General features: G+C 66.2%; 11 protein-coding genes. 6 read left to right on the top strand and 5 right to left on the bottom strand.

All coding sequences use genetic code 11. The annotated features are described in order from the left end of the window. Positions 1 to 20 precede the first annotated feature (20 nt). The 5 genes from N4G42_RS19845 to N4G42_RS19825 form a co-directional block, all read right to left on the bottom strand. Positions 21 to 1,577, bottom strand: coding sequence for a PepSY-associated TM helix domain-containing protein (locus N4G42_RS19845; protein ID WP_108499634.1), 1,557 nt, complete (start codon positions 1,575 to 1,577; stop codon positions 21 to 23). Positions 1,578 to 1,596: 19 nt separating this feature from the next. Next, on the bottom strand, positions 1,597 to 3,810 hold the full coding sequence (locus N4G42_RS19840) for a TonB-dependent receptor (RefSeq protein WP_409557849.1): 2,214 nt from the start codon (positions 3,808 to 3,810) through the stop codon (positions 1,597 to 1,599). A gap of 135 nt (positions 3,811 to 3,945) precedes the next feature. Further along, a complete protein-coding gene (locus N4G42_RS19835; protein WP_260668415.1) occupies positions 3,946 to 4,302 on the bottom strand; it encodes a DUF2946 family protein in 357 nt (118 codons plus the stop codon). A gap of 233 nt (positions 4,303 to 4,535) precedes the next feature. Next, the gene (locus N4G42_RS19830) at positions 4,536 to 5,975 is read right to left on the bottom strand and encodes an aldehyde dehydrogenase family protein (protein WP_260668414.1); all 1,440 of its coding nucleotides are present in this window, start codon (positions 5,973 to 5,975) and stop codon (positions 4,536 to 4,538) included. A gap of 300 nt (positions 5,976 to 6,275) precedes the next feature. After that, the gene (locus N4G42_RS19825) at positions 6,276 to 7,004 is read right to left on the bottom strand and encodes a FadR/GntR family transcriptional regulator (RefSeq protein ID WP_056746871.1); all 729 of its coding nucleotides are present in this window, start codon (positions 7,002 to 7,004) and stop codon (positions 6,276 to 6,278) included. 122 nt (positions 7,005 to 7,126) lie between these two features. On the opposite strand from N4G42_RS19825, the gene N4G42_RS19820 reads away from it, so the two are divergent. The 6 genes from N4G42_RS19820 to garD all read left to right on the top strand — a co-directional run bounded on the left by N4G42_RS19820 (position 7,127) and on the right by garD (position 13,570). Then, the gene (locus N4G42_RS19820) at positions 7,127 to 7,945 is read left to right on the top strand and encodes an NAD-dependent epimerase/dehydratase family protein (protein WP_260668413.1); all 819 of its coding nucleotides are present in this window, start codon (positions 7,127 to 7,129) and stop codon (positions 7,943 to 7,945) included. An 8-nt stretch (positions 7,946 to 7,953) separates the two neighbouring features. After that, entirely contained in the window at positions 7,954 to 8,835 is an 882-nt protein-coding gene (locus tag N4G42_RS19815) for an SMP-30/gluconolactonase/LRE family protein (protein WP_260668412.1), read from the top strand. Between the two features lie 41 nt (positions 8,836 to 8,876). After that, positions 8,877 to 9,854: a TRAP transporter substrate-binding protein gene (locus tag N4G42_RS19810; RefSeq protein WP_260668411.1), complete on the top strand. Its 978-nt coding sequence runs from the start codon at positions 8,877 to 8,879 to the stop codon at positions 9,852 to 9,854. Positions 9,855 to 9,940: 86 nt separating this feature from the next. Further along, entirely contained in the window at positions 9,941 to 10,429 is a 489-nt protein-coding gene (locus tag N4G42_RS19805) for a TRAP transporter small permease (protein ID WP_108497275.1), read from the top strand. Positions 10,430 to 10,633: 204 nt separating this feature from the next. Beyond that, complete coding sequence (locus N4G42_RS19800) at positions 10,634 to 11,926, top strand: TRAP transporter large permease (RefSeq protein ID WP_056066169.1); 1,293 nt, start codon at positions 10,634 to 10,636, stop codon at positions 11,924 to 11,926. 69 nt (positions 11,927 to 11,995) lie between these two features. Beyond that, the gene (garD, locus tag N4G42_RS19795) at positions 11,996 to 13,570 is read left to right on the top strand and encodes a galactarate dehydratase (RefSeq protein ID WP_260668410.1); all 1,575 of its coding nucleotides are present in this window, start codon (positions 11,996 to 11,998) and stop codon (positions 13,568 to 13,570) included. Positions 13,571 to 13,617 lie beyond the last annotated feature (47 nt).

Genomic DNA, 13,617 nt, shown 5'->3' with positions numbered 1-13,617 from the left:
CGCGCACTGCGCCCTGTTCACTAGCGGCTGCTGCGCCACTGCGGTCCTTGCAGTTTCGTACCCAGCCTGCGCCACCCCAGTATGACGCCTGTCACGCTCATCACCGCCCCACCCAGGCTCAGCGCGATGAGCATCACATCCCAGAGCGGTCTGCGCTCCAGCAGCGGCAGCCAGTCCCAGCTGTGCAGCATGGCAAACAGCCAGCGGCTCGTGCGGCGGTGGCTGTCGGTGCGGCCCAGTACGGCCCCTGTGTGCGGGTCGATGTGCACCCAGGTGGCGTGCGGGTCGTCGAACACCACGCGAAGCGCGGGCAGAGGCTTCTCGGCGCCGCCAGTCATGGTGTGGGCAGCGCGGTCGTAGTAGTGCAGATCGTAGGCGGTCAGGGTGTCGGTGCGCACCACCGCGTGGGGTAACAGGCGCGCGGCGGCTTCGGCCACAGCACCCGGGGCCCACACGTGCGCGGCGGCGGTGATGGCGTCCAGCACCGTCGGGGCGCCAGTGGGGCTGTGGGCCAGCACCAGCGTGTGGTCGGCATGGCGCACCCACCGCAGTTCACGGGTGTTGGGCGACGCCGCAGAGAGCAAGGCTTGCACCGCTGCTGCCTGCGCGGGCACTTGCAGGGGCCCGCCATTCATGGCCTGCTGGCGCAGTGGCATTGCGCCGCTGTCGAAAATCTTCCACGGGTTCATGGACATGAGGCCGCTGAAGATCCAGGTGAACGTGATGACCGCAAATACCAGCCCAAACACATGGTGCCAGCGCATCATGTAACCCCTGTACGGCGTGTGCGCGCCCGTCTTGTATCGGCCCCGGAAGCGCCAGCGCAGCACGCCCACCACCGTGCCCGTCACCGCGAGCACGATGCCTGCGATGGACAGCCAGTTCAAGATGTCCGTCCAGTAGTCATTGAAGACATTGCCCCGGAAGGGGTAGAGCCAGTGGATCCAGGCGCCTGCGTAGTTCCAGGCGCGTTCCTGCAGCGGTGCATCGCGCACCACCTCGCCGGTGGTGCCCGACACATAGACCACGGTGCCCGCGCTGTCGCCCAGGTGCAGGCGGTGCAGGGGGCGGTGCACATCGAGTGCGCGCGAGTGGGTGAAGGCGTCCTCGTCGATCATGCCCTGGTAGTCGATGGACCGGTTGGCTTGCAGCGCAAAGGCGCGGGCCGAGGCGATGGCGTGCGTGGCGTCCACACGCTGCAATCGCTCGCCGGTGATGGCGTCGATGACCGCAGGCGCCGGTGCCCTGCGCGGGCGTGGTGCGGTGTCGCCGGTGGGTGCTGCGGGCACCACCAGGTACACGGCACGCCCGCCGGTGGCCACCGCCAGCCGCAGGTCCTGCAGCGGGCCTACCAGGCCCGCGCGCTGCAGGGCATCGGCGGGTTCCAGCAGGCGCTCGGGGCCCAGCATGGTGCTGCGCAGGGGCGGCAGATGGGCAAGGCGCTCGGCCTGCGTGAGCTTGGGGTAGCCCACGTACATCATCACCACGCCCGAGACGAACCACATGGCGAAGAAGGCGCATAGCAACACGCCCAGCCAGCGGTGGACGAGGTACAGCCAGCGTTTGGCGTGTGGCATGTCCGGTGCTCCGCCTGCGTCAGAACGCGGTGTGCAGCGTCACGTCCAGCGTGCGCGGTGCGCCCAGGTAGACCTGGTCGCGCGTCTCGGCCGCGTAGATGCGGTCGGTGGCGTTGCGCACGCGGGTGGTGAGCGTGGTGGTCTTGTTGACCTTCCAGGCCAGGCCCAGGTCGAGAAGCGTGTATGACGGCCAGAACTTGGTGTTGGCCGCATTGCCATACACCTTGCCCACATGGCGCACACCCGCGCTGGCCGTGACGGTGGGCGTGATCGCGTACGAGGCCCACAGGTTGGCCACCTGCTGCGGCACCAGTTGCGGCACATTGCCCGCGCGCGAGACGCCGCCCTGCACAAAGTTCTCGTACCGCGCGCGGGTCAGCGCCAGGTTGCCCTGCAACTGCCACTGCGGCGTGGGGCTGATGCCTGCCGACAGCTCAATGCCCTTAGACGACTGCTCGCCCACCAGCACCGTGAGGTTGGGGTTGGAGGGGTCTTGCGAAGCGATGTTCTTGCGGCGGATTTCAAAGGCCGCCACCGTGGCGCTGCCCTTGCCGTCCCAGAAGTCGAACTTGCTGCCCACCTCGACCTGGCGGCCCGTGGTCAGTTCGCTGTTGTTGCGCACATCGGCAAACGAGGCCGAGGCCAGCGAGCCCGATGGCGGGTCGGCCGCGTTGGAGGCCTGCGCATACAGGTTGGCGCTGGGCGCAATCTCCCACACCACGCCCAGGCGGCCCGTGGTGGGGCTGTAGCTGCGGCTGAAGGTGGCGGGCGCGGTGGCTGTGACGGCGCGGCGGTTCACCAGGTCCAGCTCGATGCGCTCGTGCCGCAGTGCGGTGATGAGGTTTACGCCGGAGGCCACCAGGGTGCGGTTTTCCAGGTACAGCGCGGTGTTGGTGATTTTGTTGTCCTTGTCCGGGTTCAGGACGGGTGACATGCCGGGAATGTCGAAGAAGTTTTCGGTGGAAAAGTGGTAGGGGTTGACCGTGCTCACCGTGACCGAGGGGCCGAAGGGGAAGCGCGTCTGCTTGTTCACGCTGACATCGAGGCCAAAGGCCCAGTCGCTCTTTTGGCCTGCGAGCTGGCCCTGGTAGGTGCCCTCCAGCCGGTCGCCCACCAGCTGTTGATCGTGGCGTTGCAACAGCGGGGATGTGCGCGTGACCGTCGTGTTGGCAGCGTTGAAGGTGTAGATCTCCACGTTGCGGTAGTCGCGCAGGGCGTCGTAAACATAGAACGTATTCTTGAGCTGCAATGCATCCGACGCGCGCCACTGCGCCACCGAGCGCAGCCACTGCACGCGGTGTTCGTACATGCCGTCGGCGCTGTTGTAGTTCTTGAAGCGCGTGGCGGGGTCGATGGTCAGCGCGCCCACGGCAGGGTTCAAAACGGGGGTGCCCCAGTAGGGGCGGTCCACATGGTCCTTCTGGTACTCGTAGGCCAGCGTGTGGCTGAAGCCGCCGCCCAGGTCCGACAGCAGCGAGGTCGCGAGCTGGGTGGACTGGGTTTTGGTGCCCTCGGTCCAGCTGCCCGCGTCGCGGTGATTGAGGTCGATGCGCGCGTAGTGCACGGGGCCTGCAGTGCCGTCGCCGCCTGCGATGCGGCGGTTCAGGCCCACGGACACTTCCTTCAGGTCGTAGGAGCCCAGGCGCAGTTGGCCTTCGGCAAAGTCGCTGCGCTCGGCCGTCTTGGTGATGTAGTTGATGGAGCCACCCACGCCGCCCGAGCCGTACAGAAAACTCGACGCGCCGCCGATGGCCTCGACGCGGTCGTAGATCCAGCTATCGACCGCGCGCGTGGCGCTGCCATATTGCGGATTGATGCCGTTGTAGAGCTGTGCCACGGAGTTGCTGGTGAAGCCCCGGTAGTGCGCAGACATCGAACCAGGTGCGTTGTGTGCCACCACGCCCGGCACGGCGCGCAGGATTTCCTGCGTGTCCTGCGCGCCGCGTGCGTCGATGGTGGCGCGGTCCACCACGGTGACGGCGGCGGGGTTCTCGCGCGCTGTCAGGCCCAGGCGGCTGCCGGTGTCCACGGGCGTGTCCAGGTTGAGCTTGCCGTTGGGAGATGCGGCGGCATCGACCACATCCACGGCCTGCATTGTGGGTGTAGTGGGCTGCTGTGCATGGGTGGCGACCGAGGCCAGCGCGCAGGTGGCGAGCACGCCCAGGCACAAAGGGGAAAGGGGCAGGCGCGGCAAGGCTGCAGCGCTGCGCGAAGCAAAGGAAATACGGGACATGAAAACGCTCTTGTCTTGAGGCGACAGCGCAACCGGGCCCGCGTGGGGTGCACGCAAGGCTGCGCCATCTGGAAACCAGCGGGAACAAGGCAGCATCCGACCACCAGGTACCGGGCACTGCCAACAAGCTTCAGATCAAGAGCGCGACGGGGGCCCGCGTGCGGGCAGGGGGGCTGCAGTGGCGGCCGCAATGCGGGCGGCCTCGACGGGCTGCAGCGCATGGGCCAAGGGATGGGGTGGCAGCACGGCGGCGACCGGGGTGGGGGGCGGCGCGCTGGGAGTGGCGCACAAGGGGCAGTCCATGCCCATCGCGCCCATTTCGACGGTGCCGTCGTCGGTCTGCACCAGCAGCTTGATGGCGCCGGTGCCCGAGCAGATCACCTCAAAGGCCTGGGGGTGCACCAGTGGCGATGCAATGGCCACCCCCATCGACGCCACGAACCATGCGAGCACCCACAGGCGCAGCGCAGAGAAGGTTCGGAGGGCGGTCATGGGGCGCGATGATAGCGGCTGCCATCGTGGCCGGAATCAAGCGGCGCAGAGCCGATAGATTGTTTTGCTATACAAATAATAGCTATTGGCGCATGATTCACTAGCGCTTGCGGCCGCTGTGGCTGAAAAACCGTTGGTGAATGACCTGTGCGAGCCGGCGCGGTGCAGGCGCCTGGCCCCGCCACTCCGGGGCTGGAGTGGCGTAGCGGGCGCAGGCTTGTGTCGCGTCCGCCTCAGGCCTGCGTGTACGCGGTCTTCACCGTGGTGTAGAACTCTGCTGCGTAACGCCCTTGCTCACGCGGGCCGTAGCTGCTGCTCTTGCGGCCGCCGAACGGCACGTGGTAGTCCACGCCCGCTGTGGGCAGGTTCACCATCACCATGCCGGCCTGGGCGTGGCGCTTGAAGTGCGTGGCGTGCTTCAGGCTGGTGGTGGCGATGCCGCTGGCCAGGCCAAACGGCGTGTCGTTGGCCAGGGTCAGCGCCTCTTCGTAGTTCTTGGCGCGCAACACGCTCACCACGGGGCCGAAGATTTCTTCGCGGTTGATGCGCATGCCGGGCGTGGTCTCGGTGAACAGAGCGGGGCGCAGGTAGTAGCCGGGCGCGCCGTCGGCGTTCTTCTCCAGGGCTTCGCCGCCAAAGGCCAGCTTGGCGCCTTCCTGCTGGCCGATGCCGATGTATTCCAGGTCTTGTGCGAGTTGGCGGTCGTCCACCACGGGGCCGATGTCGGTGCCGGCCTTGCGCGCGTCATCCACCTTCAGGGTCTTCATTTTCTCGACCATGGCGGCCACGAAGCGGTCGTGGATGCCTTCGGTCACGATCAAGCGACTGCTGGCGGTGCAGCGCTGGCCGGTGGAGAAGAACCCGCTGTTGATGGCGGCGCCCACGGCCACGTTCAGGTCCGCGTCGTCCAGCACCACAAACGGGTTCTTGCCGCCCATCTCCAGCTGCACCTTGGCGCCACGTGGCACGCAGGCCGCTGCCACGCGCTGACCGGTGCCGACCGAGCCGGTAAAGCTCACGCCCGCAATGCGCTCGTCTTCGAGCAGCACGGCGCCCACGTCCGAACCCCGGCCCATCACCAGGTTGAACACACCAGCGGGCAGGCCCGCACGGTGCAGGATGTCAGCCAGCGCCCAGGCAGAGCCGGGCACTACCTCGGCGGGCTTGAACACCACCGTGTTGCCGTAGGCCAATGCGGGTGCGATCTTCCAGGCCGGGATGGCGATGGGGAAGTTCCACGGCGTGATGATGCCGATGGTGCCCAGCGGCTCGCGTGTGATCTCAATGCCCACGCCAGGGCGCACGGACGGGATCATCTCGCCACCGGGACGCAGCGCCTCGCCGGCAAAGAACTTGAAGATGGCGGCGGCGCGGCCCACTTCGCCAATCGCTTCGGGCAGGGTCTTGCCTTCTTCGCGGGCCAGCAGGTCGCCCAGCTCGGCCTTGCGGGCGATGATCTCGTTGCCCACCGCGTCCAGGATGTCAAAGCGCTGCTGGGGCGTGGACAGGCTCCATGCCGGAAAGGCCGCGTGCGCTGCGGCCACAGCCTCCAGCGCCTGCTCGCGGCTGGCCACGGCATAGTCGCCGATCACGTCACGCGTGTCGGAGGGGTTGGTGTTCTGGTACGTGCGGACGCCTTCGGTCCAGTTGCCGGCGATCAGGTTTGCGTGCATGGCGGTGGTGGTGTGAAAGGGTGGGTGGTTGAAGAAATTCGAATCACAGCCTCGGTGCCGGGATGGCGTGGCCAGGAGCGCTGGCCACCACAGGGGCTGCCCATTCAGGCAAGGCCGTACGCCATGGCATGGCCGCTGCGGATTTGTTGTATGTCATCGTACAACATAAGTGCATTTTTGGGCACCCCGGGTAACTACTCATGGGATCACTTCCTGCCGCCTGGGCCCGCCGGGTGCCTCGGACCCGCAGGGCGACAGGTCGGCGCATGGGGTGGGGCGCATCGACACGACCCCTAGCCTTCAGCCAGCCTCGGCCTGTGCACGCCGGCGGCGTTCACGGCTGTTGGCCAGGTGGGTGCGCATGGCTGCCCTGGCGGCGTCGGGGTCCTGGCCCACGATGGCGTCGTAGATGCTCTCGTGCTCGCCATTGACCCGGCGCAGGTACTGTCTGCGTTCGTCATTGGGGGCTTCGACCGAATCCAGCCGCGCGCGCGGAATGATCATGCTGCCCAGTGTGCCCATCAGCTCGGCGAAGTGGCTGTTCTGCGTGGCGCGGGCGATCTCCAGATGGAACTGGAAGTCCGCCGCCACCGCGTCGCGCCCGGCGTCCACGGCCGCCGCCACGGTGTCCAGCGCCTCGCGCATGGTCTTGAGGTTGGCGGGCGTGCGGCGCTGCGCGGCCAGCGCGGCGGCCTCGGTTTCTACCCCGATGCGCAGTTCCAGCACCGCAATCACGTCACGCAGGGTGCTGAACTGGTCGGGCGTGATCTTGAAGCCCGGGGCCTGCCCGAGGCCCAGCACAAACGTGCCGATGCCATGCCGTGTCTCCACCAGGCCCGACGCCTGCAGCTTGGAAATGGCCTCGCGCACCACCGTGCGGCTGACGTTGAACTCGGCCATGATCGCGGCCTCGGTGGGCAGCTTGTCGCCCAGTGCCAGGCGCCCGTCGCGGATGCGGTCACCCAGGGAGTCCACCAGCTCCAGGGCCAGGGTGCGGGGCTTGCGGCGTGGGGCAATGTCGGTGCTCATGTCTCGGTGTTATCCCTATGTGTTGGACGGGTTGAAAGGAGTACATTGCCTCCTTGTTGTATGACAACTGATGACGTTCAACCACTTGTAACGCCACTGTACCAAGAACCTCCGCAAAAGCCATGCCCTGTCACCCGACATCGATCCGTTTTCAACGCTTGTTACTGACTGGGGCCGCTGGCGGACTGGGGCGTGAATTGCGCACGCGCCTGAAGGCGTATTGCACCACCTTGCGCCTGTCGGATGTGGCCGACCTGGGCAGCGAGTCGCCCGGCGAAGAGCTGCGCCCTGCGCGCTTGGAAGACGCCAGCGCCATGCTGCCGCTGCTGGATGGGGTGGACGCTGTGGTGCACCTGGGCGGCGTGTCCACCGAGCAGCCCTGGGACCCCATCCTGCAGGCCAACATCATTGGCGCCTACAACCTCTATGAGGCCGTTCGCAAGCAAGGTGTCAAGCGCGTGGTGTTTGCCAGCTCCAACCACGTGACCGGCTTTTACCGCCAGGACGAAGTGGTGGGGCTGCGCGACCCAGCGCGGCCCGATGGCCTGTATGGCCTGTCCAAGGCGTTTGGCGAGGACCTTTCGCGCTTCTACTTTGACCGCTACGGCATCGAGACCGTGTGCCTGCGCATCGGCTCCTCCTTCCCCGAGCCGCGCAACCGCCGCATGCTGGCCACGTGGATGAGCTACGACGACCTGGAGCGCCTGGTCGTGGCCAGCCTCACAGCGCCGGTGGTGGGCCACAGCATCATCTATGGCATGGGCGACAACACCACCACTTGGTGGGACAATACACTCGCCCGCCACATCGGCTACCGCCCGCAGGACAGCTCCGAGCCCTTCCGCGCCAAGGTGGAGGCAGCTGACCCGCAGCCCGACCTGACGGACCCGGCCGTGATCTACCAGGGCGGGCCGTTTGTGCGCACCGGTCCGTTCGAGTGAGTGGGGCCATGGAACTCCTGTTGCCTCACCACCAGGACCAGGTGGGCGAAAGCCCGCTGTGGAGCACTGCCGAGCAGGCGCTGTACTGGGTGGACATCGAAGGCCACGCACTGCGCCGCCTGCGCTGGGCCGACCGGCAACTGATGAGCTGGACGACGCCGGAGCGGCTGGCCTGCATTGCGCTGCATGCCAGCGGCGGGCTCATCGCTGGCATGGACACGGGCATCTTTCACCTGCAGCCTGCCGATGACGGCACCCTGGCCTGCACCCTCATCTCTGCCGTGCAGCACCCGCAAGCTGGCATGCGCTTCAACGACGGGCGCTGTGACCGCCAGGGGCGCTTCTGGGCCGGCACCATGGTGCGCGACATGTCGCTGGCGCAACCCGCTGGCGGCCTGTACCGGCAGGACGCGCGCGGCCTCTCGGCGCCGCTGATCGAAGGCCTGGTCACCCAGAACGGCTTGGCGTTCAGCCCCGATGGCGCCACCATGTACCTTAGCGACAGCCACCCCAGCGTGCAAAAGATCTGGTCGCTGGACCTGCACGAAGACGGCAGCCTGGGGCCGCGCCGCCTGTTGGTGGATATGCGCGAACTGCCCGGCCGGCCGGACGGTGCGGCCATCGACACCGATGGCTGCTACTGGATCTGCGCCAACGATGCTGGCATGGTGCATCGCTTCACCCCATCGGGCGTGCTGGACCGCTCGCTGGCCGTGCCGGTCAGCAAGCCCTCGATGTGCAGTTTTGGCGGGCCCGACATGGACCTGCTTTTCATCACCTCCATCCGCCCCGGCCAGCCGCAGGGCAACGATGTGGCCCACGGCGGCGCGGTCTTCGTGACCCGCCCGGGCGCCCAAGGGCTCGCAGAGGCCCAGTACCCGACCGCCTGAGCGCGGCACCCCAACCGATTCAACCCCGGAGACAAAGCACCATGAACGTTCCACACCTCTTTGGCCGCGTGGCCATTGCCGCTGGCATCTTGCTCGGCAGCCTGGCCGCGCAGGCCACCGAGTTCCGCTCGTCGGACATCCACCCCGAGGACTATCCCACCGTGCTGGCCGTGCGCCACATGGGCGAGACGCTGTCCAAGGCCACCGGTGGCAAGCACAGCATCAAGGTCTATGCCAAGGGGTCGCTCGGCATCGAGAAGGACACCATTGAGCAGACCAAGCTGGGGGCGATTGCCATGACGCGCGTGAACGTCGCGCCCATGAACAACATCTGCCCCGCCACCATGGTGCCCACCATGCCCTTCCTGTTCCGCGACAAGGAGCACATGCGCAAGGTGCTGGATGGCGCCATTGGCGACGAGATCCTGAAGGACTGCGAATCGCAGGGCTTCGTGGGCCTGGCGTTCTATGACAGCGGCGCACGCTCGATCTACACCGTCAAGAAGCCCATCAAGACCCTGGCCGACGTCAAGGGCCTGAAGGTGCGCGTGCAGCAGAGCGACCTGTGGGTGTCCCTGCTCGAAGCCATGGGCGCCAACGCCACCCCCATGCCGTTCGGCGAGGTCTACACCGCGCTCAAGACCGGCCTGGTGGACGCCGCAGAAAACAACTACCCCAGCTACGAAAGCTCGCGCCACTTCGAAGTCGCCAAATACTTCAACAAGACCGAGCATTCCATGGCGCCTGAGATCCTCTTGTTCAGCAAGCGGGTGTGGGACACCTTGAGCGCTGACGACCAGAAGGCCATCCGCGCCGCCGCCAAGGAGTCGGTGGGCTTCATGCGCAAGATCTGGGACGAGCGCGAAGAGAAATCCCTGGCCACGGTGAAGGCTGGCGGCGCGCAGGTGGTGGATATCGACAAGGTGGCCTTCAAGGCTGCCATGAAGCCGGTGTACGACAAGTTCCTCAAGGACCCCAAGCTGCAGGACATGGTCAAGCGCATCGACGCGGTGCAATAAGCCAGAAGCCAGAGTCTCCAGGGCAGGCGTGACCGGGAACAGCCCGCCGCCTGCCCGTTTCCAGTTGTTGTTTTTGAATGTCCACTATGTACACGCGACTCTGCGCTTTCATTGCGCGCGCCTGCCTGAAGCTCGGGGTAGGAGGGCTCGTCCTGCTGGTTTGCGCCGTGCTCTACCAGGTCATCGGCCGCTATGTCTTCAATGACACCCCCACCTGGGCCGAGAGCGGCGCCGTGCTGCTGGTGCTTTACGTGACCATGCTGGGCATGGCTGTGGGCGTGCGTGATGCGGGCCACATCGGTCTGGAATCGTTCCTGGTGCTGGCGCCCGATTGGCTGCGCACCAAGCTCGAGCTGCTGATCCACGCGCTGGTGCTGCTGTTCGGCATCGTCATGGCCTGGAACTGCGGCGTGCTGGCCGAATCGGTGGCACCGTACAAGATCCCCACGCTGGGCATCTCCGAAGCCTTCAAGTACGTGCCGCCTGCCATGGCTGGCGTGCTGGTGGCCATGTTCTCGCTGGAACACATCATCGCCATCTTGCGTGGCACGGAAGTAGAGCCCGCCTGGCACTAAAGAGACTGGGAATCCCTTGTCCATGCCCGCCTTGCACGCCAAAACACCCCGGCTCGTCGTTGCAAATGCTCGCCATAGCACTGGCTATGGCTGCGCTTTGCGCCTAGATCCGGGACGTTTTGGCGCGCCTTTCGGGCACGGCCAAAGAATTCCCAGCCTCTAAGCCCGCCCCTAAAACGTCTTCATAAAAATTCCATCACCATCATGGCGTTGACCATCCTGTGCGTGAGCTTCACGCTATTGCTGCTGCTGGGCGTGCCCGTGGCCTTCTCGATCGGCCTGTCCTCGCTGGCCACCATCCTGTACGAAGGCCTGCCCCTGGCCGTGGGTTTCCAGCAAATGATTTCGGGCATGAACCCGTTCTCGTTCCTGGCCATCCCGTTCTTCATCTTTGCTGGCGAGATCATGATGTACGGCGGCATCGCCGACCGCATCGTCAACTTCGCCAAGAGCGTGGCGGGCCATGTGCGTGGCGGCCTGGGCATGAGCAATGTGCTGGCCTGCACGCTGTTTGGCGGTGTCTCGGGTTCGCCGGTGGCCGACGTGTCGGCCATGGGCGCCGTGCTCATCCCGCAGATGAAGAAGGAGGGCTACCACGCCGACTACGCGGTGAACGTGACCACCCACGCCTCGCTGGTGGGCGCGCTCATGCCCACTTCTCACAACCTCATCATCTTCACGCTGGCGGCTGGGGGCAAGGTAAGCATTGCGGCGCTGATCCTTGCAGGCATCGTGCCGGCCCTGTTGCTGACCATCTGCAACCTGGCTGCCGCCTACTTCGTGGCTGTGAAGCGCGGCTACCCCGCAGGCACCTTCCCGGGCTGGGAGATTGTGTGGATCTCGTTCCGCGCCTCGGTCCCGGGCCTGGCCGTGGTGGTCATCATCATTGCAGGCATTTTGTCGGGGGCGTTTACGGCGACGGAGTCGGCGTCGGTCGCAGTGCTGTGGGCGCTGATTCTGTCGGTCTTCGTCTACAAGAAGCTCACGCGTGAGCAGTTCCTCAAGGCCGCGTCCAAGGCCGTCAAGACCACGGGCACAGTGCTGCTGCTCATCGGCATCTCGTCCATGTTCGGCTACCTCATCGGGCTCTACGGTGTGGCAGAGCTCACGGGTGATGCGCTCAAGTCCATGAGCACCTCGCCCTGGGTGATCTTCCTGTCGGTGAACATCATCCTGTTCGTGCTGGGCACCTTTCTCGACATGGCGGCCACCATCCTTATCTGCACGCCCATTTTTTTGCCGATCTGCCAGCAGTTCGGCATGAGCACGGAGCAGTTCGGCATCGTCATGCTGATCAACTGCGCGCTGGGCCTGAACACCCCTCCCGTGGGCACCACGCAGTTCATCGGCTGCACCATCGGGGGCGTGTCGGTGGGCGAGGTGATGAAGACCATCTGGCCGTTCTACAGTGCGCTCATCGTGGCGCTGATGCTGGTGACCTATGTGCCCCAGTTCTCGATGTGGCTGCCAGACCTGGTGCTCAAGGGCGGCGGCTGACCTGGCAGGAGTGATGGCTCGGCCACCGGGCGGATTGAAACCCGCGTACCTTGTGAATTGAACGGACCTATGCGACAAGCTCTCACCATCCGCATGCATGCCCAGGACAACGTCGCCATCGTCGCCAACGACGGTGGCCTGCCTGCGGGCACCCTGTTGCCAGACGGTGTGCCGGGCGCGGGCATCACGCTGCGCGACAAAGTGCCGCAGGGCCACAAGGTCGCGCTGGCGGACATCCCTGAAGGCGGCGTGGTGCGCCGCTACAACGTGCCCATCGGCTATGCGCTGAAAGACATCCCCGCAGGCAGCTGGGTGCATGAGCGCCTGCTGCAGATGCCCTCGGCTCGTGCGTTGGAGGGCTTGCCCATGGCCACCGTGAAGCCCCCGGTGCTCGAACCTCTCACGGGCTACACCTTTGAGGGCTACCGCAATGCCGGCGGCTCGGTGGGCACGCGCAACATCCTGGCCATCACCACCACCGTGCAGTGTGTGGCCGGTGTGGTGGCGCAGGCCGTGCGCCGCATCAAGGCCGAGCTGCTGCCTTTGTTTCCCCATGTGGACGATGTGATCGGCCTGGAGCACACCTACGGCTGCGGCGTGGCGATTGACGCGCCCGACGCCATCATCCCCATCCGCACGCTGCGCAACATCAGCCTCAACCCCAACTTTGGGGGCGAGGTCATGGTGGTCAGCCTGGGCTGCGAAAAGCTGCAGCCCGACCGCCTGCTGCCCCCGGGCAGCTTCCCCATCACCGACGAGCGCGATGCGGCGCTGGGCCCCGAGACGGTGTGCCTGCAGGCCGACGAGCATGTGGGCTTCATGTCCATGCTCGACCACATCGTGCATAGCGCGCGGCCCCACCTGGAGCGCCTGAATGCGCGCCGCCGCGAGACCATACCCGCCAGCGAGCTGGTGCTCGGCGTGCAGTGCGGTGGCAGCGACGCGTTCTCGGGCGTCACCGCCAACCCGGCCGTGGGTTTTTGTGCCGACCTGCTGGTGCGCGCTGGCGCCACCGTGATGTTCAGCGAGAACACCGAGGTGCGCGACGCGGTGGAGCAGCTCACCAGCCGCGCCGCCACGCCCGAAGTGGCTGACGCTATCGTGCGGGAGCTGGGCTGGTACGACCGCTATCTGGACCGGGGCCGTGTGGACCGCGCGGCCAACACCACGCCGGGCAATAAGGCGGGTGGCTTGTCCAACATCGCCGAGAAGGCCATGGGCTCCATCATCAAGAGCGGCACCGCGCCCATTGCGCATGTGCTGGCCCCGGGCGAGAAGCTGCGCCGCGACCAGCGCGGCCTAGTGTATGCCGCCACGCCCGCCAGCGACTTCATCTGCGGCACGCTGCAACTGGCTGCCGGCATGAACCTGCACGTGTTCACCACCGGCCGGGGCACACCCTACGGTCTGGCCGAGTGCCCTGTGGTCAAGGTCGCGACGCGCACTGATCTGGCCCGCCGCTGGCACGATCTGATGGACATCAACGCCGGCAAGATCGCGGATGGCGAAGCCACCATCGAACAGCTGGGCTGGGAGATGTTTCACCTGCTGCTCGACGTGGCCAGCGGTCGCAAGAAGACCTGGGCCGAGCAGTGGCAACTGCACAACGCGCTGGTGCTGTTCAACCCGGCGCCCGTCACCTAAACCCTGCCGGGCCCAGGCCCTTTGTGTTCCCTCTTCAACAGCCCTTG

The sequence above is a fragment of the Acidovorax sp. K2F genome, assembly GCF_025246485.1.
GTDB classification, from domain to species: domain Bacteria; phylum Pseudomonadota; class Gammaproteobacteria; order Burkholderiales; family Burkholderiaceae_C; genus Acidovorax; species Acidovorax delafieldii.
The sequence above is the reverse complement of the archived record's forward strand: the minus strand, read 5'-3'. Positions and strand labels throughout refer to the sequence as shown.

Coding starts and splice junctions, on each gene's coding strand:
- N4G42_RS19845 (WP_108499634.1), bottom strand. CDS start 1,577: ATGCCACACGCCAAACGCTGGCTGTACCTCGTCCACCGCTGGCTGGGC.
- N4G42_RS19840 (WP_409557849.1), bottom strand. CDS start 3,810: ATGTCCCGTATTTCCTTTGCTTCGCGCAGCGCTGCAGCCTTGCCGCGC.
- N4G42_RS19835 (WP_260668415.1), bottom strand. CDS start 4,302: ATGACCGCCCTCCGAACCTTCTCTGCGCTGCGCCTGTGGGTGCTCGCA.
- N4G42_RS19830 (WP_260668414.1), bottom strand. CDS start 5,975: ATGCACGCAAACCTGATCGCCGGCAACTGGACCGAAGGCGTCCGCACG.
- N4G42_RS19825 (WP_056746871.1), bottom strand. CDS start 7,004: ATGAGCACCGACATTGCCCCACGCCGCAAGCCCCGCACCCTGGCCCTG.
- N4G42_RS19820 (WP_260668413.1), top strand. CDS start 7,127: ATGCCCTGTCACCCGACATCGATCCGTTTTCAACGCTTGTTACTGACT.
- N4G42_RS19815 (WP_260668412.1), top strand. CDS start 7,954: ATGGAACTCCTGTTGCCTCACCACCAGGACCAGGTGGGCGAAAGCCCG.
- N4G42_RS19810 (WP_260668411.1), top strand. CDS start 8,877: ATGAACGTTCCACACCTCTTTGGCCGCGTGGCCATTGCCGCTGGCATC.
- N4G42_RS19805 (WP_108497275.1), top strand. CDS start 9,941: ATGTACACGCGACTCTGCGCTTTCATTGCGCGCGCCTGCCTGAAGCTC.
- N4G42_RS19800 (WP_056066169.1), top strand. CDS start 10,634: ATGGCGTTGACCATCCTGTGCGTGAGCTTCACGCTATTGCTGCTGCTG.
- garD (WP_260668410.1), top strand. CDS start 11,996: ATGCGACAAGCTCTCACCATCCGCATGCATGCCCAGGACAACGTCGCC.